The sequence below is a fragment of the Pseudomonas sp. zfem002 genome (assembly GCF_032621685.1).
Classification (GTDB): domain Bacteria; phylum Pseudomonadota; class Gammaproteobacteria; order Pseudomonadales; family Pseudomonadaceae; genus Aquipseudomonas; species Aquipseudomonas japonica.
This window is the reverse complement of the sequence record NZ_JAVYJH010000003.1, coordinates 161502-183054: the sequence shown is the minus strand read 5'-3', so window position 1 is coordinate 183054 and position 21553 is coordinate 161502. Positions and strand designations below refer to the sequence as shown.

The 21553-nt window shown below is 64.5% G+C and carries 18 protein-coding genes; 10 read left to right on the top strand and 8 right to left on the bottom strand.

All coding sequences use genetic code 11. The annotated features are described in order from the left end of the window. Nucleotides 1-99: 99 nt before the first annotated feature. The 4 genes from RTI28_RS06710 to RTI28_RS06695 all read right to left on the bottom strand — a co-directional run bounded on the left by RTI28_RS06710 (nucleotide 100) and on the right by RTI28_RS06695 (nucleotide 2230). Complete coding sequence (locus RTI28_RS06710) at nucleotides 100-984, bottom strand: pseudouridine synthase (RefSeq protein ID WP_316919725.1); 885 nt, start codon at nucleotides 982-984, stop codon at nucleotides 100-102. Nucleotides 985-1034: 50 nt separating this feature from the next. After that, nucleotides 1035-1346, bottom strand: coding sequence for a transcriptional regulator (locus RTI28_RS06705; RefSeq protein WP_316919724.1), 312 nt, complete (start codon nucleotides 1344-1346; stop codon nucleotides 1035-1037). 94 nt (nucleotides 1347-1440) lie between these two features. Next, the gene (locus RTI28_RS06700) at nucleotides 1441-1872 is read right to left on the bottom strand and encodes a D-Ala-D-Ala carboxypeptidase family metallohydrolase (protein ID WP_316919723.1); all 432 of its coding nucleotides are present in this window, start codon (nucleotides 1870-1872) and stop codon (nucleotides 1441-1443) included. A 121-nt stretch (nucleotides 1873-1993) separates the two neighbouring features. After that, nucleotides 1994-2230 (bottom strand): glutaredoxin family protein, encoded by a 237-nt coding sequence (locus RTI28_RS06695; protein WP_316919722.1) that lies wholly within the window; start codon nucleotides 2228-2230, stop codon nucleotides 1994-1996. A 167-nt stretch (nucleotides 2231-2397) separates the two neighbouring features. Here RTI28_RS06695 and RTI28_RS06690 point away from each other — a divergent pair, with 167 nt between their 5' ends. Beyond that, nucleotides 2398-4368, top strand: a complete 1971-nt coding sequence (locus tag RTI28_RS06690; protein ID WP_316919721.1) for a monovalent cation:proton antiporter-2 (CPA2) family protein — start codon at nucleotides 2398-2400, stop codon at nucleotides 4366-4368. On the opposite strand, the gene RTI28_RS06685 is transcribed toward RTI28_RS06690, so the two are convergent. Beyond that, nucleotides 4359-5567, bottom strand: coding sequence for an ammonium transporter (locus RTI28_RS06685; protein WP_316919720.1), 1209 nt, complete (start codon nucleotides 5565-5567; stop codon nucleotides 4359-4361). The genes RTI28_RS06690 and RTI28_RS06685 overlap by 10 nt on opposite strands. A 309-nt stretch (nucleotides 5568-5876) precedes the next feature. Between RTI28_RS06685 and RTI28_RS06680 the strand changes: the two genes are divergently transcribed. The 7 genes from RTI28_RS06680 (at nucleotide 5877) to RTI28_RS06650 (ending at nucleotide 14067) form a co-directional block, all read left to right on the top strand. After that, entirely contained in the window at nucleotides 5877-6191 is a 315-nt protein-coding gene (locus RTI28_RS06680; protein ID WP_316919719.1) for a YqjD family protein, read from the top strand. A 10-nt stretch (nucleotides 6192-6201) separates the two neighbouring features. After that, nucleotides 6202-6570 carry a phage holin family protein gene (locus RTI28_RS06675; protein WP_316919718.1) on the top strand — a complete coding sequence of 123 codons (369 nt, stop codon included), beginning with the start codon at nucleotides 6202-6204 and terminating at the stop codon, nucleotides 6568-6570. Continuing rightward, a complete protein-coding gene (locus RTI28_RS06670) occupies nucleotides 6567-6899 on the top strand; it encodes a hypothetical protein (protein WP_316919717.1) in 333 nt (110 codons plus the stop codon). The genes RTI28_RS06675 and RTI28_RS06670 overlap by 4 nt, the downstream gene beginning before the upstream one ends. Nucleotides 6900-6981: 82 nt before the next feature. Then, nucleotides 6982-8145: an EAL domain-containing protein gene (locus tag RTI28_RS06665; RefSeq protein ID WP_316919716.1), complete on the top strand. Its 1164-nt coding sequence runs from the start codon at nucleotides 6982-6984 to the stop codon at nucleotides 8143-8145. 64 nt (nucleotides 8146-8209) lie between these two features. Then, nucleotides 8210-9541 (top strand): deoxyguanosinetriphosphate triphosphohydrolase, encoded by a 1332-nt coding sequence (locus RTI28_RS06660; protein WP_316919715.1) that lies wholly within the window; start codon nucleotides 8210-8212, stop codon nucleotides 9539-9541. Nucleotides 9542-9766: 225 nt separating this feature from the next. Further along, the gene (locus RTI28_RS06655; protein ID WP_316919714.1) at nucleotides 9767-10393 is read left to right on the top strand and encodes a response regulator transcription factor; all 627 of its coding nucleotides are present in this window, start codon (nucleotides 9767-9769) and stop codon (nucleotides 10391-10393) included. Further along, complete coding sequence (locus RTI28_RS06650) at nucleotides 10390-14067, top strand: transporter substrate-binding domain-containing protein (protein WP_316919713.1); 3678 nt, start codon at nucleotides 10390-10392, stop codon at nucleotides 14065-14067. The genes RTI28_RS06655 and RTI28_RS06650 overlap by 4 nt, the downstream gene beginning before the upstream one ends. Nucleotides 14068-14106: 39 nt before the next feature. On the opposite strand, the gene RTI28_RS06645 is transcribed toward RTI28_RS06650, so the two are convergent. Next, entirely contained in the window at nucleotides 14107-14448 is a 342-nt protein-coding gene (locus RTI28_RS06645) for a YggL family protein (protein ID WP_316919712.1), read from the bottom strand. Between the two features lie 216 nt (nucleotides 14449-14664). Here RTI28_RS06645 and dacB point away from each other — a divergent pair, with 216 nt between their 5' ends. Then, nucleotides 14665-16116, top strand: coding sequence for a D-alanyl-D-alanine carboxypeptidase/D-alanyl-D-alanine-endopeptidase (gene dacB / locus RTI28_RS06640; RefSeq protein WP_316919711.1), 1452 nt, complete (start codon nucleotides 14665-14667; stop codon nucleotides 16114-16116). A 1-nt stretch (nucleotide 16117) separates the two neighbouring features. Here the strand turns inward: dacB and RTI28_RS06635 are convergent, their stop codons facing one another. Both RTI28_RS06635 and rlmKL read right to left on the bottom strand, forming a co-directional pair. Further along, on the bottom strand, nucleotides 16118-18508 hold the full coding sequence (locus tag RTI28_RS06635) for a diguanylate cyclase (protein WP_316919710.1): 2391 nt from the start codon (nucleotides 18506-18508) through the stop codon (nucleotides 16118-16120). A gap of 102 nt (nucleotides 18509-18610) precedes the next feature. Then, nucleotides 18611-20797 (bottom strand): bifunctional 23S rRNA (guanine(2069)-N(7))-methyltransferase RlmK/23S rRNA (guanine(2445)-N(2))-methyltransferase RlmL, encoded by a 2187-nt coding sequence (gene rlmKL, locus RTI28_RS06630; protein ID WP_316919709.1) that lies wholly within the window; start codon nucleotides 20795-20797, stop codon nucleotides 18611-18613. Nucleotides 20798-21329: 532 nt separating this feature from the next. Here rlmKL and rmf point away from each other — a divergent pair. Next, a complete protein-coding gene (gene rmf / locus RTI28_RS06625) occupies nucleotides 21330-21545 on the top strand; it encodes a ribosome modulation factor (protein ID WP_009404525.1) in 216 nt (71 codons plus the stop codon). Nucleotides 21546-21553 lie beyond the last annotated feature (8 nt).

Here is a 21553-nt window from a genome sequence, read left to right as displayed (position 1 = left end):
TCCCGGAATCACTGAACCATCCCAGGACCGCTGCGCGGTCCTTTCGCGGTGGTTCGTCACACGACAAGCCACGCTCCTACGAGAACGCACCTCAAGCCATTACCAATCGAGGCTCAAGCGACTCTCGAAATACCGCTCTTCCCCGCTCAACGGATCCTCGAAGCGCAGACTCCTGGCCAGCAACTTCAGCGGCTTCGCATAGTCATCCTCGCCCTGCAGCACCTGTGGATAAAACGGATCGTTGCAGATCGGCGCACCCAAGGCCGCCATGTGCACCCGCAACTGATGGGTCTTGCCGGTCACCGGTGACAGGCCGTAGCGCCACAGCTCGCCATTCTTCTCCAGCACATCGGCCAGCGTCTCGCTGTTGCTCACTCCCGGCACTTCCTGCATGCGGAAGAACGGCTCGCCACTGGCCATCCGGCTCCTGTGCACCAGGGGGAACTGCAGATCCGGCAAGGCAGGCGCGATCGCCTGGTACTGCTTGTCGATCCTTCGTGTCGGGAACAGTTGCTGATAGACCGAGCGACTCTGCGGATTGGCGGAAAACAGCACCAACCCGGCGGTGTGCCGGTCGATGCGGTGCAGCGGTACCAGATGGGGATTGTCGAGACGGCGGATCAGACGCCGCAGCAGGGTTTCCTCGACATACTCGCCGGTGGGCGTCACCGGCAGGAAATGCGGCTTGTCCGCCACCACCAGGTGCTCGTCGACGTGGAGGATGTTTTCCAGGACGGGAATGGGTTTCTCGTTGGGTACTTCGCGAAAATAATGAACGCGCAGCCCCTGGCGATAGGGATGATCGACCGCGAGCGGCTGACCCTGGGCATCCAGCACCCGCCCGCGGGCAAAGCGGTCGAGCCAGACGTCACGGCCGATGGCCGTGAAGTGCTCGCACAGACAATCCAGCACGGTGGCCCAGTTGCCCGGCGGCAGGCAGACGGTACTGGCCTGATGCCGGGCCGGATCGAAGGAAACGCTCATGCTGACACTCGCAACGGAAGGGCCGGTCATTATCCGGCATGACCGCCGCCTCAGCCAGCCTGGATGGCGACGCCCTCGCAACTCGCCTTCAAGCGCCGCAGCACATCCACCGCCTCCCAGCGGCTGGCGTCGTACAGCGCATAGGCCTGTCCTTCGTAACCCACCACATCCAGCGGCCGATGGAAGCCGGCACGCTGGAACAGCGCCTCGATCTCGGCGAAACAGGTGTTGAAGTGGACCTTGCCGAACGGTGTGCGGTCATCGGTGACCAGACCATCAAGCCGCAACTCGCGCACGACCTCGCCAACCTCTTCGGCGGACATGCGATTGACGCTGGATTTCAATTGTTCGACGTTGACCATGGTTTTTCTCCGGGCAAGAAGCCGCCCGCCTCGCATACTGTATCCATATACAGCATAGGAGGCGGACGCCTTGGACGTCAATCGAAGTAACGATTCATTGCAGGCCCGGCAGGTAGCCGGTGCCCTTGCGGATGGTCAGCACCTGCCGCCGCTGCTGGCGCGGGCCGAGGCCCAGGTGGACCCAGGCGTCGAATTCGAGAATCAGCTGGTCGAACACCAGGTCGCTGTCGGCGATGCATTGCGCCAACTGGCGCGGTGTCAGGCGGCTGACCATGATGTCGGCGGCCAGCCCGAGGACATGGGCACTGGAAGACGAACCGCCCACCCGGCGGTTCACCGCGGCGCTGCGATAGCCGCTACTGACCAGCAGCGGCTGGCCGACCAGGCTGCGCACCTGCTCGAGGGTCTTGCACAGTTCGACGAGGTTGGCGATGGTCTTGCTGTCGGGGTTGTTGTCCAGGCCCTCGCGATGAGCGATCTGCGAGGCGGTCATTTCGGCGAGGGTGAAGTTCGGGGTCAGAAACATCTTTGCCACTCCGTTGGCTTGGTGATCCGGGTTCACTGCCGCTGGGGCAGCGACCCTGGATTCTCCAACCCTCATCGCGACGATGCATGTGCCCTTGTGCATCAAAATGTGAACCGGCGCCTCAGCCGAGGAAAGCCACCACCTGGTCGGCATCGAACGGCCAGTTCAGCTCCGCCCCGCTGTCGCAGCGGCGCAGGACCGGAATCCGCAGACCGTAGCGCTCGACCATGGTCTGGTCCTCGGCGATGTCCACCAGCTCCACCAGCAGGCCGTGCTCGACCAGCGGCATCAGCAGCGCCTCGGCGACCTCGCACAGATGGCAACCCAGGGTGCCGAACAATTGGCATTCAGGAAGCATGAAAAATACCGATACAAAATGAACGAAAGGCCCATTCTAGGTCTGCGCGAAAACTGCGTCGAGGCACGTCGACCAGGCGCGCAACGATTGACCCAGATCAATGGGCGAGATTTCCACCTGCTGTACTCTAGGCGTTTTTTTGCGGTTTTTTACAGGGAGTGTGTGGTGTGTTCGCAAACCTGCTGATCATCCTGGCGTCGTCGCTGGTCGTCATTGCGGTATTCCGGCGTCTGCAGTTGCCGCCGGTACTGGGCTATCTGTGTGTCGGACTGTTCGTCGGACCCACGGCGCTGGACTGGGTCAACGAGAGCGAGGAATTGCCGGACCTGGCGGAAATGGGTGTGGTGTTCCTGCTGTTTTCCCTGGGCCTGGAGTTCTCCCTGTCGAAGATGCTCGCCCTGCGCCGGGTGGTATTCGGCCTGGGCAGCCTGCAGGTGGTGTGTACCGGCCTGGCACTGGCCGGCGCGCTGGCGCTGCTGGGCATGCCGAGCACCGCGGCGTTGCTGCTGGGTGGCGGCCTGGCGCTGTCTTCCACCGCCATCGTGTCCAAGGAACTGACCAGCCTTGGCGAGATCTTCAGCAGCCACGGCCAGAACGCCATCGGCGTGCTGCTGTTCCAGGACGTGGTGGCGGTCCTGCTGCTGACGCTGGTGCCAGTATTCGCCGGCGAAAGCAGCCAAGCCTGGTACTGGGCCCTGCCGCTGACCCTGGGCAAGACCGTGATCCTCTTCGTCGGCCTGCTGCTGGCCAGTCGCTGGCTGCTGCCGCGCCTGTTCCATGAAGTCGCCAGCTCCCATTCGGCGGAGCTGTTCGTCCTGCTGGCCCTGGTGATCGTCCTGCTCACCGCCTGGCTGACCCACCTGCTCGGCCTGTCGCCGGCGCTGGGGGCGTTCCTCGCCGGCATGCTGCTCGGCGAAAGCAACTACCGGCACCAGATCGAAGCCGATATCCGCCCGTTTCGCGACATCCTGCTGGGGCTGTTCTTCGTCAGTATCGGCATGCTCATCGACCTGCATCTGTTCGCCAGCCACGGCCTGGAGATTCTCGCCCTGACCCTCGGCCTGCTGCTGCTCAAGGGCTGCGTGGTGGCGGCGCTGGTGCGGGTTCGCGGCAGCGATGCGGAAACCGCCTGGCGCAGCGGCCTGGCCCTGGCCCAGGGCGGCGAGTTCTGCTTCGCGCTGATGGCGCAGATGCAGCAGAGCAATCTGCTGCCGGAACAACTCGGGCAGCTGCTGCTGGCGGCGACCTTCTGCTCGATGCTGGTCACCCCCCTGCTCCTGCGTGCCGCTCCCGCCGTGGCCTTGCGCCTGCACCGCAAGCCCAACGAGGAAGTCCACCTGGAAGAAATCGAAGCGCAGAGCGCGGATGTGAGCGGTCACGTGATCATCTGCGGCTATGGCCGTGTCGGCCAGTCCATCGGCCGCTTCCTGCGCCGCGAAAACCTGCCCTTCATCGCCCTGGATGACGACCCGGTGCGGGTCCAGGAAGCCGCCGCGGGGGAAAACTGCGTGCACTATGGCGACTCGCGGCGCGGCGAACTGCTCGAAGCCATCGGTCTCGAACGCTCGCGCCTGCTGGTGATCGCGGTGGACAACACCGAAGTGGCGATGAGCGTGCTCAAGGCGGCGCGCCATCGCCACAGCCAGATCCCGATTCTGGTGCGTACCCGCGACGACAGCCTGCGCGACGAACTGCGCGCTGCCGGCGCCAGTGCCGTGGTGCCGGAGGTGCTGGAGTCGAGCGTGATGCTCGCGTCCCATGCCCTGGTGATGCTCGGCGTGCCCGAAGAGCGGGTACGTCAGACCGTCGAGGAAGTGCGCAAGAGTCGCTATCGCCTGCTCCACGGCTTCTACCAGGGCGCCCAGACCGAACTGGTCGACAGCGAAGGCCAGCCCAAGGTGCTGATGCACGCGGTCAACCTGGCCGCCGATGCCTTCGCCTGCGGGCGCCGGCTGCACGACATGCAGCTGGAAACCCTCGGCGTGGAGCTGCGCGCGGTACAGCGCAACGGCAACGAACTGGCACTGAACAGCGGCACCTGCCTGCACGCCGGCGATTCCGTCCTGCTGTGCGGCCCGTTGCCGGCGATCAAGGCGTGCGAGGCACGCCTGATGGCCGGGCGCGGCATTCAGTCCTGACTGGTGGCGCCGATCTTGTGAATCGACAGGTCGGCGCCGTAGTACTCCTGCTCCTGGCTCAGGCGCAGGCCGTGGACGCACTTGATCAGGCCGTACACCGCAAAGCCGCCGGCCAGGGCCACGATCACCCCGGCCAGGGTGCCGATCAGCTGGCTGGCGAAGCTCACCCCGCCAAGACCGCCGAACAGCTGCTGGCCGAAGATCCCGCAGGCGATCCCGCCCCATACCCCGCACAGGCCATGCAGCGGCCAGACCCCGAGGACGTCGTCGATCTTCCAGCGATTCTGCGTCGCGGTGAAGCACCAGACGAACAGCGCCCCAGCCACCGCGCCGGTGACCAGCGCACCGACCGGGTGCATCAGGTCGGAGCCGGCGCAGATCGCCACCAGCCCGGCCAGCGGGCCGTTGTGCAGGAAGCCCGGGTCATTGCGCCCGACCAGCAGCGCAGCGACGGTGCCACCGACCATGGCCATCAGCGAGTTGACCGCCACCAGGCCGCTGACCGCCGGCAAGGTCTGCGCGCTCATCACGTTGAAGCCGAACCAGCCGACAATGAGGATCCACGAACCGAGTGCCAGGAAGGGAATGTTCGACGGCGCAAACGCCACCAGCCGGCCATCGCGGTAGCGGCCGTTGCGTGGACCGAGCAGCAGCACCGCCGCCAGCGCCAGCCAGCCGCCCATGGCGTGCACCACCACGGAGCCTGCGAAGTCGTGGAAGCCGGCACCGAAGCGTGCCGTGAGCCAGGCCTGCACCCCGAAGTTGCCATTCCAGACGATGCCTTCGAAGAACGGATAGACGAAGGCGACGATCAGCAGGGTCGCGCACAGTTGCGGGGCGAAGCGTGCCCGCTCGGCGATCCCGCCGGAAATGATCGCCGGGATCGCCGCGGCGAAGGTGAGCAGGAAGAAGAACTTCACCAGGCCATAGCCGTGCTCGGCGCCGAGCGTCGCCGCCGGGTGCAGGAAGTGGGTGCCGTAGGAGACCCAGTAGCCGATGAAGAAGTAGGCCAGGGTCGAGACGGCGAAGTCACTGAGGATCTTCGACAGCGCGTTGACCTGGTTCTTGTGGCGAACCGTGCCCACTTCGAGGAAGGCGAACCCGGCGTGCATGGCCAGGACCATGACCGCACCGAGAAGGATGAACAGGGTATTGGAGCCCTGGATCAGGGAGTCCACGGCGCTTTGCAAATTTTCCATGAAGTCGGCAGACCTGCAGATCGAAAAAAGCACCAAAGCGGTTCGAAGACCTTCCTGGTCGCACCAGACTGGATCAATCCAGTGCCTGTCCGTGTATGCGGCAATCGATGCGAGGGTGATTTTTCCTGGGTTCGTGTTGATTTGGGTTATGGTTTAACGGCCGGCCAGACGGCTCAGCGCCCGCAAACAGCGCAGACGCCCGGCCAGGCGCACCACAGCGAAGCAATTGCTGTACCAGCGTCATTGCACTGAACCTTCGGCGACGCCCGGCACTCGAAATTCAATTGCCAACCTTTCATGGAGAACCGTATGGCCAGCAAACCGACCCCGACCGCCCAGGAAATCCTCATGGCCGATTTCCAGACCCTGGTCCGCGACACCGAAAAGCTCCTCGAACACACCGCCACCCTCGCCGGCGACCAGGCCGACGAACTCCGCGCGCAGATCCACGACAGCCTGCTGCGCGCCCGTGAAACCCTGCAGCAGACCAACGACGATCTGCGCCAGCGCGGCCATGCGGCACTGAGCAGCACCGAGGACTACGTGCAGAACAATCCCTGGCAATCCATCGGCATCGCCGCCGGCGTGGGCTTTCTGATCGGCCTCCTGGCCAGCCGCCGCTGAGGTCCGGTCAATGGAAAACCAAACCCCCGGTTCGTCCTCCCGGCGTCTCGGCGCCGCGATCCTCGGGCTGCTCCACGGCCATGTCGAGCTGTTCGGCATCGAACTGCAGGAACAGAAGGCCCGCACCCTCAGCCTGCTGCTCTTTGCCGGACTGGCCCTGGTCTTCGCCCTGCTCCTGCTGACCGCGTTGTCGGCGTTGCTGCTGGTCCTGCTGTGGGATACCTATCGCCTGGCCGGAATCATCGGCCTCTGCGTGTTCTACGGTGTCGCCGCGCTGTTCTGCGGCCTGCGCCTGAGAGCCGCGGTGCATGACGAACGCTCGCCATTCGGCGCCACCCTCGAAGAACTCGCCAAGGACCGGGAGCGCCTGTTGCCATGAGCCTGCCTGAACTGCCCAAGACCAACGACCGTCGCGAACTGCGCAAGGCCCTGGTGCGCCTGCGCCTGGAGATGCATCGCCAGGAAATCCGCAACGAAGCGGGCAACGCCCTGCAACCGCTGACCCGCCTGCGCGGCATGGGCGACAGCCTGCAGGGCGGCCTGGGAATCAAGCATGCGCCGTTGTGGGGCATCGGCGCGGTCGTCCTGCTCGGCTTCCTCACTGGCAAGGGTGCGCGCAGCGGCAACCTCGGCCGGCTGACCCAACTGACCAGCAGCCTGCTGCCCCTTGTGCGCCTGTTCATGCAGCAGCCGCCGAAGCGTCCCTGACGGAACTGGCGGCATTCTTGCAGAACGTCGACCGGGCGGTCGCCAGCCCGCCCGTCAGCGTTCAGAACAACAAGGAGTCGCCGTGTTCGTCGAGCAACCGCTCGCCTGTTTCCAGCCCTTCATCGATACCGCCACCGGCCGCATCGCTGGCGTCGAAGCCCTCGGGCGCCTGCGCCGCGACGACGGCCAGCTACGTTCGGTGGGACCGCTGTTCAATGATCCAAGCATTCCTTCCGCCGAGTTGCTGCAACTGGATCGAAGCCTGCGGGAACAGGCCTTCAAGCATTTCCACAAGGCCCCGGAAGACTGGTTTCTGAGCCTCAACATCTCGCCGCGCTGGGTCAGTGAACTGCCCCTTGGCGAACCGCCACCCAGCCTGACGCAACTGCGCCAGCAAGGCATCGATCCACGCCGCGTGGTCTTCGAAATCACCGAGACCGGCGGCGACCGCGAGCGCCTGGCCATGGTGGTGCAGCAGTACCGGGAAGCCGGGGCGCGGGTCGCCATCGATGATTTCGGCGCCGGCTACTCGCAACTGGACCGGGTGCTGTCGCTGCAACCGGACATCCTCAAGCTGGACATGCGCCTGTTCCAGAGCGCTGCCCGCGGCGGGCCGAGCAGCGAGGTGGTCAAGGCCCTGGCGCAGATGGCCGAGAAGACCGGTTGCTGGATCATCGCCGAAGGTGTCGAGACCGAGGCTGAACTGAATTTCGCCCTGGAGTGCGGGGCGCGCTATCTGCAAGGGTTTCTCTTCGCCGGCGCCGAGCCCGGTTTCTTCCCGGCGCAGACCTTCGCCGGACGCTTCGCCAAACTGCGCGAACACTATGTACAGGGCAAACTGGTGGAACGCGCCCGCCTGATGCAGCGACGCCAGCAACTGGTGGAACTGATGCCGCAGTTGCAGCAGTGGGTGCTGAGCAACGCGCCGATCGAGAAGCTGCCCGACCTGAACGCCTATCCCTGGCTGCTGCGCTTTTTTCTCTGCGATCCCCACGGCACCCAGCTGACGCCCAACCTGGAGTGGCGCGCGCCACGCTGGCACCTCGACTCCAGCTACCTGGGCCACAACTGGTCGTGGCGTCCTTACTTCCATCACCTGCTCGCCGAGGGCTGGACCGAGCGCCGGCTGATCCTGTCCAGCACCTACCGCGACGCCACGACCAACCAGTACTGCCTCACCGCCGGGCAGTTCTTCGATGGCGGACGCCGCCTGTTGCTGATCGACGTCGATGCCGCCGGACTTTGAGCTTGCGGCGAGGACCACGACACGGGAAGCTAGCCCCCTGCACTCTAGAGAGGGAGAACCGGCCTTGGACTGGCACACACTGCTTACCCGCGAACGCCTCGGCAAGACCCTGCACAGTTCCGAAGAACTCGGTCGCAGTCCGTTCCACAAGGATCACGACCGCATCATCTTCTCCGGCGCCTTCCGCCGCCTGGGGCGCAAGACCCAGGTCCATCCGGTCACCAGCAACGACCATATCCACACCCGCCTGACCCATTCGCTGGAAGTCAGTTGCGTCGGTCGCTCGCTGGGCATGCGCGTCGGCGAGACCCTGCGCGAATCGCTGCCGGACTGGTGCGAACCGAGCGACCTGGGCATGGTCGTGCAATCGGCCTGCCTGGCCCATGACATCGGCAACCCGCCCTTCGGCCATTCCGGCGAGGACGCCATTCGCCACTGGTTCCAGCAGGCCGCCGGGCGTGGCTGGCTGGATGCCATGAGCGATGCCGAGCGCGCCGACTTCCTCAATTTCGAAGGCAACGCCCAGGGCTTTCGCGTCCTCACCCAACTGGAATATCACCAGTTCGATGGCGGCACGCGGCTGACCTACGCCACGCTCGGCACTTACCTGAAGTACCCCTGGACCGCGCGACACGCCGATTCGCTGGGCTACAAGAAGCACAAGTTCGGCTGCTACCAGAGCGAACTGCCACTGCTCGAGCAGATCGCCCACAAGCTCGACCTGCCGCTGCTCGACAACCAGCGCTGGGCACGCCACCCGCTGGTCTATCTGATGGAGGCGGCGGACGACATCTGCTATGCCCTGATCGACCTGGAAGACGGTCTGGAAATGGACCTGCTGGACTACGCCGAGGTGGAATCGCTGCTCCTCGGCCTGGTCGGCGACGACCTGCCGGAAACCTATCGCCAGCTCGGCCCCGACGACTCGCGGCGGCGCAAACTGGCGATCCTGCGCGGCAAGGCCATCGAGCACCTGACCAATGCCGCCGCGCGTGCCTTCGTCGAACAGCAGCCGGCGCTGCTGGCGGGCACCCTGCAGGACGACCTGGTGGAGCACATGGACGGCCCGGCCAAGCGCTGCGTACTCCAGGCCAAGGACATCGCCCGCCGGAAGATCTTCCAGGACAAGCGCAAGACCCTGCACGAAATAGGCGCGTACACCACGCTGGAGATTCTCCTCAACTCCTTCTGCGGTGCCGCGCTCGAACAACACGGCGGGCGCACGCCATCGTTCAAGCACCGGCGCATCCTCGACCTGCTCGGCAACAACGCGCCCGACCCGAAGGGTTCGCTGCACACCGCCTTCCTGCGCATGATCGACTTCATCGCCGGGATGACCGACAGCTACGCCAGCGAAATGGCCCGGGAAATGACCGGGCGCTCCAGTCCGGTATGACACCGCGCCGACCCGGTCCGTGACGCAGGCCGGGTCGGCGAAGATGGCTGTTTGCCGGTATCTTCCGACAATAAAACTCGAAACTTCATAAGGAATTTTGTAGTCAATAAGTAAATACGAAGTAGGAAAATTCCTATATTAAAGCTCAACCCCACTCTATTTATGTGCACGCTTCCTATCTGGGCTATGGTGCGGCTTTACCTGAGTTCCTTTGGAAGATTGAGCATGCACTCTGTTTTTATTGTCGATGATCATCCGGTCATACGCCTGGCGCTGCGAATGATGCTGGAAAACGAAGGCTATCGAATCGCCGGCGAATCCGATAATGGCGTCGACGCCATGCAGATGGTCCGCGAAAGCCCGCCGGACCTGGTCATTCTCGATATCGGCATCCCCCGTCTGGACGGCCTGGAAGTGCTTTCGCGCTTCAACACCATGTCGCTGTCGCTGAAGATCCTGGTACTCACCGCTCAATCGCCCGCACTGTTCGCCATTCGCTGCATGCTTTCCGGCGCCTGTGGCTATGTGTGCAAACAGGAAGACCTGAGCGAACTGCTCAGTGCCATCAAAGCGGTACTTTCCGGATATAACTATTTCCCCAGCCAGGCCATCACCCCCTCCCGGCAACATATTGCCACCGAGCAGGAAATAGAACTGTTCAAGTCGGTCAACGATCGCGAGTTGATGGTGCTGCAACTTTTTGCCCAGGGCAGAAGCAACAAGGAAATTGCCGAAGGCATGTTTCTCAGCAACAAGACCGTGAGCACTTACAAGAAGCGCCTGATGCAGAAACTCAAGGCGCGTTCGCTGGTGGAACTGATCGAAATGGCCAAGCGCAACGAACTGGTATGAGGGCCGCCATGCTCAAGTCGGTGGCATTGTTCCTCCTGCTGGTGATTGCCTGGCCGGGCAATGTCATCGCCGACGAGGGCGGAGACGACCAGTACAGCCTGTTCAGCCGCGGCGCGCAGACCCCGCTGCGGATTTCCCTGACGCCGGCCCAGCAAGCCTGGATCCAGACCCACCGGGAACTGGTCCTGGGTACCTCGGCACCGGATTATCCACCGTTCGACATGACCGCCAGCGGTGACTACGAAGGGGTAACCGCCGATTATGCCGGGCTCCTCGGCGCCACCCTCGGCCTGCCGGTGAAGATCAGGCGCTTCGCCAGTCGCGACCTGGCCCTGCAGGCACTGGTGAACGGCCAGATCGACCTGCTCGGCAGCGCCAACAGCTACGACATCGCCGTCCCCGGCGTGGTGCTGTCGCAACCTTACGCCGAAGACCAGCCCGTGCTGGTGACCCGGGAAAACGAAACCCGGCCGCTGGACACCGGGCTCACCGGTCTGCGCCTGAGCATGATCGAGCACTACCTGCCCCTGGCGGAAGTCCGCGCCACCTATCCCTACGCCAGCATCCGCACCTACAGCTCGTACCACAATGCCCTCAATGCCGTGGCATTCGACCAGGCCGACGTGTTCCTCGGCGATACCCTGTCGACCCACTACCTGCTCAACCAGAGCCACCTGCAGAACCTGAAGATGGCCAATTTCGCCAAGCATGAAGCCATGGGCTTCGGCTTCGCCGTCCACCAGAGCAACCCGGTCCTGCTGACCCTGGTCAACAAGACCCTGGAAGCGGTGACCACTACCACCCGCGCGAGCATTTTCCAGCGCTGGAGCGCCGGCAGCAGCATCCTCCTCACCGACCGCAAGCTGCAGCTGTCGCCACGCGAGGAGGCCTGGCTGGCGAAGAACCCGGTGGTGCGGGTCACGGTCGACGAACACGCCGCCCCACTGACCTTCTTCGACAAGTCCGGCAACCTGCGGGGTATCGCCGCCGACCTGCTGGAACTGATCCGCCTGCGCACCGGCCTGCATTTCGAGATCAAGCGCAGCAGCGGTATCAGCGACATGATCGATCAACTGGAGCATGACCACGCGGACCTGATCGCGGCCATTTCCTCCAGCCCGGAACGGGAAAGCGCGTTGAACATCAGTCGCCCGTACCTGGAAAACTCCTACGTCCTGGTTACCCGCGACAGCAAGGATGCCCCGCGCACGCTCGAACAGATGCAGGGCCGCCGCCTCGCGGTGACCCGCGGCAACCTGCTCAACGACGGTATTCGCCAGCGGTATCCGAACATCCAGTTGGTGTCCACCGAAGACACCTCTGCCGCCGCCTCGCTATTGGCCCATCGCCAGGTGGATGGCATGGTCATGGCCCTGATCAATGCCAACTTCAACCTCACCACCCAGCGCGACCTGGTGATCCGCTCCACCGTCAGCGACATTCCCGCCACCTTCTCCCTGGCCAGCTCGCGCCACGACCCGGAACTCGCCTCGATTCTCGACAAGGCCCTGATCAGCATCGTTCCCGAGGAAATGGGCATCATCAACAGCCGCTGGCGCGGTTACAACGGCGGTTCCTATTCCTACTGGCAGAACCACCAGAGCACCATCCTCAAGATCATTCTCAGCACCCTGGTGCTGTTGATCCTGTCGCTGACCTGGAACGCCTGGATGCGCCGCCAGATCAAACAGCGCGAGGCCGTCGAGCGCGCACTCAACGACCAGCTGGAGTTCATGGGCGCGATGGTCAACGGTACCCCCCACCCCATCTACGTTCGCGACCGCCATGGCCTGCTGCAGACCTGCAACGAGAGCTACCTGCAGGCGCTGGGGGTGGATCTGCAGGCGGTGCTGGGCAAGTCGATCCACGAAGCCCCGCTGGGGGGCAGGGACGACACCCGCACCATCCAGACCGACTACCTGCGCGTGATGAACGAAGGCAAACCGATGATCCTCGACCGCCCGATCACCCTGAAGGGCGCCGAGCAGACCATCTACCACTGGATCCTGCCCTATCGCGATTCCCTCGGCGAGGTGAAGGGCATCATCGGCGGCTGGCTGGACATCAGCGAACGCCGCCAGCTGATCCAGGACCTGCGCCTGGCCAAGGAACAGGCCGACGCCGCCAGTCGTGCCAAGAGTACCTTCCTGGCCACCATGAGCCATGAGATCCGCACGCCGATGAACGCGCTGATCGGCATGCTCGAACTGGCCCTGAAACGCGCCGACAAGCCCGGCATGGACCGGCCGGCCCTGGAAGTCGCCTACCACTCGGCCCGCGACCTGCTGGCGCTGATCGGCGACATCCTGGATATCGCCCGGATCGAATCGGGTCACCTGAACCTCAGCCCGGAACGGGTCAATCCGGCGGAGCTGGTGCAGTGCGTGTTCCAGGTGTTCGACGGGCTGGCCCGGCAAAAGGGCCTGGAGCTGATCCTGACCGTCTCGCGCAGCGCCCACCGCGATGTCCTGCTCGATCCACTGCGGGTCAAGCAGATTCTTTCCAACCTGGTGAGCAACGCGATCAAGTTCACCAGCTGGGGCCAGGTCAAGATCGACCTGGCCATCTCCAGCCTGCCCACCAGCGGCGACGGCAACCGCGACGACCTGCAACTGGAGCTGTCGGTCAGCGATACCGGCATCGGCATCGCTGCCGAGGACCAGCAGCGCCTGTTCCAGCCTTTCGCCCAGATCCACCCGGACAGCTCCCAGGCGCGCAGCGGCACCGGCCTGGGCCTGGTGATCAGCCGCAACCTGTGCGAAATGATGGGGGGCAAGCTGAGCCTGTTCAGCAAGCCCGGCGAAGGCACGGAAATCCGCGTCAGCCTGCCGCTGCGCGGCCTGTCGGGCGGTTGCGAACCCAAGCCTTGCGAACCCGCCCTGCTCATGCCCAGCGCCGATCTGCGGGTGCTGGTGGTGGACGACCATCCGGCCAACCTGCTGCTGGTCGCGCAGCAGCTGGAATTCCTCGGCGTGCGCTACCACTGCGTGGACAACGGTCGCCAGGGCCTGGAGCTGTGGCAGAACAGCCGTTTCGATGTGCTGATCGTCGACTGCAACATGCCCTGGATGGATGGCTACCAGTTCAGCCGCGCGGTACGCGAGCAGGAACAGCGCGACGAGCGCCAGCCCTGCACCATCCTCGGCTATACCGCCAATGCCCAGCCGGAAGTCCGGGAACGCTGCCAGCAGGCCGGCATGGATGACTGCCTGCTCAAACCCATCGGCCTGCATACCCTCGGCCAGCACCTGGCCGGGGTTCCCGCCAGTGCCCGGCCAACCTGCCCGACAAGTCCGGCACGGCTCGATCTCAATGGCCTGGAGCCGATCATCGGCGACTGTCCACTGGAACTGCGCCGCCTGCTCGAAACCCTGTTGCGCAGCAGCCCGGAAGACCAGCAGCGCCTGCGCGCGACCGATACCCACGGCAATCCGTCGTCACTGCAGAGCATGGCCCACCAGATTCTCGGGGTCGCCCGTATCGTCCAGGCCGAAGAGTTGATGCTCGCCTGTGAACGCCTCGAAGAAGTGTGCGCACGCTTCGCCCCCGAGCCATTGCTCAGACGCCGCAAGCGACAGGTGCTGTATCAGATGAGGCGGGTCGACGAGACCCTGCGGCAAACCCTGGCGAGGCTGCCGGAACCGACGGACGCCGGCGAGGAAGGACGGAACTGAAAGCAGCGCGGCAGCCCCGAGGCTGCCGCGCTGTTCACATCAGGCCTTGTTGACCGGGACGTCGGGGTACCAGGCATCCAGCAGCGGGCTGATTTCGATCTTGGTCAGTTCGCTGCGGCCCTTGAGCCACGCATCGACGGTGGCGCGCTGCTCTTCGCTGACCGAGCCACGCTTGGCCAGGCAGACCAGACCGAAGTCGTCGCCGCCGACGTAGTCCAGACCATTGGCGTCCATGGCTTGCGCCAGGAAGTCGTCGAGGAAGGCGTCGATGGCTTCATCGCTCAGGTCTTCCTTGAACTCCAGGTTCAGCTCGAAGCCCAGTTCCTGGAATTCGTCTACACAGAGCTTTTTGCGCAGACGGCGGGAACGGTTGGTAGCCATGAAACAATCCTCTTGAGTATTAACGCGGCGCACTTTACCAGCTTCGCCGCCCGTCTGCCCGGGAAAACCCGACAAAACCGCCACACGGACGCGCAATCGCGAAGCACGCCGGCACGGGCTTGGGGCATAATGCGCGCTATCATTTTTTCAGCCGGGGCCATCATCCTGTAAAGCCCCGTTTCATCTCACCCTTCCTGCGCAGGGTTCTCAGTACTCATGACCCCATCCCTCCGTTCGCTGTTGTTCGCCGGCCTGCTGCTACCCATTGCCCTGCCGGCCCATGCCGCCCCCGTCAACAACAGCCTGCCGCCCAAGGTGCAGCAGGCGCTCAAGAGCAACAAGCTGGACGATTCGGCACTGTCGCTGGTGATGATCCCGCTCAACGGCCCCGGCACCCCGACGATCTTCAACGCCGATGTCTCGGTCAACCCGGCCTCGACCATGAAGCTGGTGACCACCTATGCGGCCCTGGAGATGCTCGGCCCCACCTACCAGTGGAAAACCGAGTTCTACACCGATGGCCCGCTGAGCAACGGCGTGCTCAACGGCAACCTGTACCTCAAGGGCGGCGGCGATCCCAAGCTGAACATGGAGAAACTCTGGCTGCTGATGCGCGACCTGCGCGCCAATGGCGTACAGACCGTCACCGGCGACCTGATCCTCGACCGCAGTCACTTCATCCAGCCGCAACTGCCACAGTTCAACGATGACGGCGGCGACGAGAACAAACCGTTCCTGGTCAAGCCCGACTCCTTGCTGGTCAACCTCAAGGCCCTGCGCTTCGTCGCCCGCAACGACGGCGGGCGGGTGCTGGTGTCGGTGGAACCGCCGATCGCCAGCATCCGCATCGACAACCAGGTCAAGGCCATGCCGGGCAAGCAATGCAACGGCGAGGTGCGCTACAAACCGGTGGTGCAGGCCGACGGCGTCAGCGTCACGGTCACCGGGCAACTCGGCGAAGGCTGCAACTCGCAGACCTACCTGTCGCTGCTCGACCACCCAACCTACGCCGCCGGTGCGGTACGGGCGATCTGGAATGAGCTGGGCGGCACCATCCAGGGCCGCGATCGCGTCGAGGAAGTGCCGAAGAGCGCCCGCCTGCTGGCACGCGCCTTCTCCCCGGACCTGGTGGAGATCATCCGCGACATCAACAAGTACAGTAACAACACCATGGCCCAGCAACTGTTCCTCAGCCTCGGCGCGCGTTTCCGCACCGACGCCGATGGCGACGACGCCCGTGCCGCGCAGCGCGTGGTACGCCAGTGGCTGGCGAAGAAAGGCATCACCGCCTCGCACCTGGTCATGGAAAACGGCTCCGGCCTGTCCCGCGCCGAGCGGGTCAGCGCCCGCGAGATGGCGACCTTGCTGCAGGCTGCCTGGAAGAGCCCCTACGCCGCCGAATTCATCAGCTCGATGCCGCTGACCGGCATGGACGGCACCATGCGCAAGCGCCTCAAGCGCACCGCCATGGCCGGCGAAGCCCACATCAAGACCGGCACCCTGAACACCGTGCGCGCCATCGCCGGCTTCAGCCGCGACAGCAACGGCACCACCTGGGCGGTCACCGCGATCCTCAACGATCCGCGGCCGTGGGGCGCTTCGGCGGTGCTCGACCAGGTCCTGCTGGACTTGTACAAGCAACCGAAAGCGGCCATCGCCAGCCAGTGATTCAGAGCTGTTCGGCCTCGACCCGGTCGCGGCCACCCTGCTTGGCCGCGTAGACCCCGGAGTCGGCACGCAGCAACAAGGCATCGGCGCCCTCCCCCGGGCGCCAGCCGGCCACACCAAAGCTGGCGGTGACCCTGCCCACACCCTCCACCGGCACGCTGCGCACGCCCTGCCACAACTCCAGCGCCAGCGAATGGGCCTGGGCGGCGTTGCTGCCCGGGCACAGCACCATGAATTCCTCGCCGCCCAGACGACAGAACACATCGGTACGCCGCAGACGATGACCGATGCGCTGGCACAGGCTCTGCAGCACGTGGTCGCCCACGGCATGGCCGAACTGATCGTTGATCAGCTTGAAGTGATCGATATCGAGCATGATCACCGCCAGGTCCTGGCCATCGCGCTGCGCGCGCTCCAGCTCGGCCTTGAGCCGTTCCTGGAAATAGCGGCGGTTGTGGATGCCAGTCAGCGAGTCGGTCACCGACAGCGCGCGCAGTTCCTCCTCGACCCGCTTCAGGTCGGAAATATCCGTCAGATAGCCATGCCACAGCGTACCGCCATCCGCCAACGGCTCCGGCGTTGCCTCGCCACGCACCCAGCGCAGACCGGCCGTGGGCAACTGCACACGGTACTCCTCACGCCAGGGCGTCAGTTGATCGGCGGACTCGCGAATGGAAAAACGCACACGGGCCAGGTCATCGGGATGAATCCGCTCGAACACGATGGTCGCGTCCTGGCGCAGCAGCGCCGGGTCCACCTCGTAGATGTCGCGCAGGCCTTCGCTGGAATAACTGAAGCAGGAACTGCCGTCGGGGTTGAGGCGGAACTGGTAGATGCCACCCGGCACCTGCGCCGTGAGCTTTTCCAGGAGACGGTCGCGGGCTTCCAGGGCTTCGTGGACGCGCTTGCGCTCGGTGATGTCGATGCAGATCGCCAGGTGCCCGACCCACAGGCCGAACTCGTCGAGTACCGCGGTGACCAGCATGTTGGCCGGCAGCAAGCTGCCGTCCTTGCGGCGCAGCGTCCACTCGCTCGGTTCCTGGTCGGCGTTGGGCACGCTGTCGGCCAGCAGCGCCTGGCTGGGACTGATGTCACGCCCGAAGCGCAGGCTCAGCAGGCGTGCCCGCTCCTGGACTTCGCCGGGCAACAGCAGGCGTTCCAGGGTCAGCTTGCCCAGCACCTCGTCGCTGCGATAGCCCAGCATGCGCTCGGCACCGGCGTTGAAGGTGCTGATCACACCATGCAGGTCGGTGGCGATGATCCCGACCTGGGTCGCTGCATCCAGCACGCTGCGCAACTGATTGTGGGTGTCGCGCAGGGTTTCTTCGCTGATGCGCAATTCGCCGGTGCGCTGCTCGACCAGCGTCAGGGCCCGCTGGCGCTGGTTGAACAGACTGAACAGCAAGGCACTGAGCAACAGGCTGAGCAGGCCGCCGACCACGATCACGGCGCTGGTCGAGGAACTGTTGTCCTGGAGAAACTCCTGGCTGGGAAACAGGTGCAACTGGTAGGAACGGTCGGCCAGATGCAGCACCTTGCGCAGCGCCAACGGCGAGTCGGGCACTTGCTCACCGGACTGGAACAGTGCCTCCGGCGCCCCCGCGGAAGACAGGTCGAGAATGCGCACCACCAGATTGTCGGCCTCGGCGCTGGGCAGACCGTCCGCCATCAGCTGGCGCATGCTCAGCGCCGTCATGACATAACCCTTGGGCTCGCCGTCCGTCGCCTGTGGGGCGAACACCGGTGCCACCATCAGCATGCCGCGGGAATAGGCCGGGTCCACGTCGAGCAGGTCCAGCGGCGCGGACACCGCCATCGCCCGCGACGTCGCGGCACGCAGCAGCACATCGCGGCGCAGGGCCTGGGACAGCAGGTCGAAACCCAGCGGTGGCGGCAAGTGGTTGAGGGTCTGGCTGAACAGCACCGGGTAGTACAGCGGGCGTGACCGCGAAGGCTGCAGAACGCCGCCATCGCTCAACTCGCGGATAACGTAGGCGTCGCCCACAATCGCCCGGGCACGCTGCTCGAACTCGCTCCGCTGCGCATCGCTGACCCGAGGCGCCCAGGAATACGCCTGGGAACGGTGCAGCAAGGGGCGCACGTAGCCGTCGAACTCGTCGCGGGTGATTTCCTGGGCAAACACGAAAAAGCGCCGCAGGCCGTCCAGACGTTGCATCTGGTCCTGCAGGCGCTCTTCGATGCGGCTGTAGCGTTCCTCGGCGAGCAGCTCGAAACGCTGGGTCAGTTGCTGGCGATAGAGCTCACGGGCCGCCACCGCCAGCAAGGTGGTCAGCAGCCCGCCAATCAGCAGGGTAACGAATGCCACCAGCCAGGGAGATACCTCCTCGCTGATGAGACCGAGCATCTTCGGGCGCAGGACAGGCTTCGACATGGAACAGCACTCACAACGCCGGCCGGTGACGGCACTCAGGGCTCTCTTCTTCAATAATAGCCAGTAGCCACGTCCTTGAGAGCCATGAATGCGTCATTTACTTCACCGCGCCTGGATGCGCCAGGCCCGGTGAATCTTGCCATTGCGAGCGAAGTCGGGGTCGAGGGTGCTGGCACTGATTTCCTCGATGGCATAGCGCTCCTGCAGATGCTCGTCGAGTTGGAACTTGCGGAAGTTGTTGGAGAAATACAGCACGCCCCCCGGCGCCAGGCGTGCAACCGCCAGGTCGAGCAGTTGCACATGGTCGCGCTGGACGTCGAACACGCCTTCCATGCGCTTGGAGTTGGAGAAGGTCGGCGGGTCGATGAAGATCAGATCGAACTGCTCGCGGTTGCTTTCCAGCCAGGCCATCACATCGCCCTGCTCCAGGCGGTTCTTGTCGGAATAACCGTTGAGCGAGAGATTGCGCCGCGCCCAGTCCAGGTAGGTCTTCGACAGGTCGACGCTGGTGGTGCTGCGCGCGCCGCCCTTGGCCGCGTGCACGGTGGCCGTGGCGGTGTAGCAGAACAGGTTGAGGAAACGCTTGCCCGCAGCCTCGCGCTGGATGCGCAGGCGCATCGGGCGATGGTCGAGGAACAGGCCGGTGTCCAGGTAATCGGTGAGGTTGACCAGCAGCTTGACCCCGCCTTCGCTGACCTCCATGAACTGCCCCTGGCTGTTCTGCCGCTCGTACTGGCGGGTGCCGCTCTGCCGCTCGCGGCGCTTGACCACCACCTTGCTCTGGTCGACGCCGAGCGCCTGCGGAATGGCCGCCAGCGCGTCGAACAGCCGGGCCTGGGCCTTTTCCGGATCGATGGAGCGCGGCGCGGCGTATTCCTGCACGTGCACCCAGCCCTGGTAGAGATCGACCGCCACGGCGTATTCCGGCATGTCGGCATCGTAGAGGCGATAGCAGGTGATGTGCTCGCGGCTGGCCCACTTGCCCAGTTGCTTGAGGTTCTTCTGCAGGCGGTTGGCGAACATCTGCCCGCCTTCGCTCAGTCGAGCCGGCTCGGCAGCCGCGGCAGGCCGGGGTTCGTCCGGGTTGCGCTCGCTGGAACGACGTTCGCCGGTGACGAACTGGTCCGGTTGCACCTTGATCAGCAGCAGCTTGCACGGCAACGCGCCGTTCCAGAACGAATACTGCTTGTGGCTGCGGATGCCCATGCGCTTGCCCAGGTCCGGAGCGCCGGTGAACACCGCCGCCTCCCAGCCGAGACAGGCCTGGCGCAGGCGTTCGCCGAGGTTCTGGTAGAGGTACAGCAAGCTGGCTTCGTCGCCGAGGCGCTCGCCGTAGGGTGGGTTGCTGATCACCAGGCCTTTCTGGTTCTGGTCCGGGCGCGGCTCGAAGGTACCGACCTCACCCTGGTAGATCTTCACCCAGTCGCTCAGGCCGGCGCGCTCGACGTTGTTGCGTCCCGGCTGGATCAGCCGCGGATCGGCCTCGTAGCCGCGAATCCACAGCGGTGGACGGGCCAGGCCGGCTTCGGCACGGGCACGGGCGTCATCGTGGACCTTGCGCCACAGGGCCGGCACATGGCCGAGCCAGGAGGTGAAGCCCCAGCGCTCGCGCTTGAGGTTCGGCGCGATGTCCGCGGCGATCATCGCCGCTTCCACGAGGAAGGTACCGACACCGCACATCGGGTCGGCCAGGGCCCCGCCTTCGGCGGCGATGCGCGGCCAGCCGGCGCGGATCAGCACGGCGGCGGCGAGGTTTTCCTTGAGGGGCGCGGCGCCCTGCTGCAGGCGGTAACCACGCTGGTGCAGGCTGTGCCCGGACAGGTCCAGGGACAGGATCGCCTCGCCACGCTCCAGGCGCAGGTGCACGCGCAGGTCAGGATTCAGCTTGTCTACCGATGGCCGCTCGCCGCGGGCGTTGCGCAGCTTGTCGACGATGGCGTCCTTGACCTTGAGCGCACCGAAGTGCGTGTTGTCGATGCCCGAACCATGGCCGCTGAACTCCACCGCCAGGGTGCCGGCAGCATCCAGGTGCTCCTGCCAGTCGACATCGTGGACGCCGTCGTACAGGTCATCGGCGTTCTTCATGTCGAAGCGCTTGAGCACCAGCAGCACGCGGTTGGCCAGGCGCGACCAGAGGCACAGGCGATAGGCGGTTTCCATGTCGGCCGAGCCGCGCAGCGCCGAGGTGTGCTCGCGCACATCCTCCAGGCCAAGGCCGCGGGCCTCGTCGGCGAGCAGGCCTTCCAGGCCTTTGGGACAGGTGAGGTAGAGTTCGAAACGGTCCGACATGGGTCAATCCAGCCTTGTAGTGAAGGTGCGAGCGCATCGCCCTTCGAAGTTTGATCGGGTGCCTTCGGCAAGCACCCGAGTGGCACGACGCTGCGTGCCGGGCCGCCCGGAGAATCCTTTTCGCGAGAGGCAAAAAGGCTTTGATCGCCGGGCAGAACGAAAAATTCTATTGCGGAAGGTGACAAATTCGACCCTTCGTCGATTTATCCACCAGCGCCGGAAAACCAGCTACGCGATGGCGTTTTGCTGCATAGGCGGGGCAAATCCTGATGATAGCTGGCTTTAACCGCCGTCCCTCTGTGAAGCATTTTTTTACTTATCCTCTCACCCATGGAAAGGTTACGTGCTTATGACAAAACGTTCGTTCACACGCCCATCCCCATTGGTTAGAAATCAACTCAGGTCGTGACCGCAACGGTACGACACTTCAGCTCGCCACGCCGGCAGCGAGCGCAAAACCGGCAGAACGAATCTGCCCGGCCTCAGACGAGGCCGACGGGACATTACAGTCAACAAATGAGGGCAGTACCCTATGAGAAGACTTAAGCGTGATCCGTTGGAAAGAGCATTTTCACGTGGCTACCAATACGGGGTCACCGGCAAATCCCGCGAGCTTTGCCCCTTCACCCTGCCGTCCGTACGCCAGGCATGGATCAATGGCTGGCGTGAAGGACGAGGCGACAACTGGGATGGTATGACCGGCACCGCAGGTATCCATAGACTCAACGAAGTTCACGCCGTTGGCTGATCGAGGAG

Coding starts and splice junctions, on each gene's coding strand:
- RTI28_RS06675 (WP_316919718.1), top strand. CDS start 6,202: ATGGAAAACCAAACCCCCGGTTCGTCCTCCCGGCGTCTCGGCGCCGCG.
- rlmKL (WP_316919709.1), bottom strand. CDS start 20,797: ATGTCGGACCGTTTCGAACTCTACCTCACCTGTCCCAAAGGCCTGGAA.
- dacB (WP_316919711.1), top strand. CDS start 14,665: ATGACCCCATCCCTCCGTTCGCTGTTGTTCGCCGGCCTGCTGCTACCC.
- RTI28_RS06655 (WP_316919714.1), top strand. CDS start 9,767: ATGCACTCTGTTTTTATTGTCGATGATCATCCGGTCATACGCCTGGCG.
- RTI28_RS06650 (WP_316919713.1), top strand. CDS start 10,390: ATGAGGGCCGCCATGCTCAAGTCGGTGGCATTGTTCCTCCTGCTGGTG.
- RTI28_RS06670 (WP_316919717.1), top strand. CDS start 6,567: ATGAGCCTGCCTGAACTGCCCAAGACCAACGACCGTCGCGAACTGCGC.
- RTI28_RS06680 (WP_316919719.1), top strand. CDS start 5,877: ATGGCCAGCAAACCGACCCCGACCGCCCAGGAAATCCTCATGGCCGAT.
- RTI28_RS06635 (WP_316919710.1), bottom strand. CDS start 18,508: ATGTCGAAGCCTGTCCTGCGCCCGAAGATGCTCGGTCTCATCAGCGAG.
- RTI28_RS06645 (WP_316919712.1), bottom strand. CDS start 14,448: ATGGCTACCAACCGTTCCCGCCGTCTGCGCAAAAAGCTCTGTGTAGAC.
- RTI28_RS06710 (WP_316919725.1), bottom strand. CDS start 984: ATGAGCGTTTCCTTCGATCCGGCCCGGCATCAGGCCAGTACCGTCTGC.
- RTI28_RS06685 (WP_316919720.1), bottom strand. CDS start 5,567: ATGGAAAATTTGCAAAGCGCCGTGGACTCCCTGATCCAGGGCTCCAAT.
- RTI28_RS06695 (WP_316919722.1), bottom strand. CDS start 2,230: ATGCTTCCTGAATGCCAATTGTTCGGCACCCTGGGTTGCCATCTGTGC.
- RTI28_RS06705 (WP_316919724.1), bottom strand. CDS start 1,346: ATGGTCAACGTCGAACAATTGAAATCCAGCGTCAATCGCATGTCCGCC.
- RTI28_RS06700 (WP_316919723.1), bottom strand. CDS start 1,872: ATGTTTCTGACCCCGAACTTCACCCTCGCCGAAATGACCGCCTCGCAG.
- rmf (WP_009404525.1), top strand. CDS start 21,330: ATGAGAAGACTTAAGCGTGATCCGTTGGAAAGAGCATTTTCACGTGGC.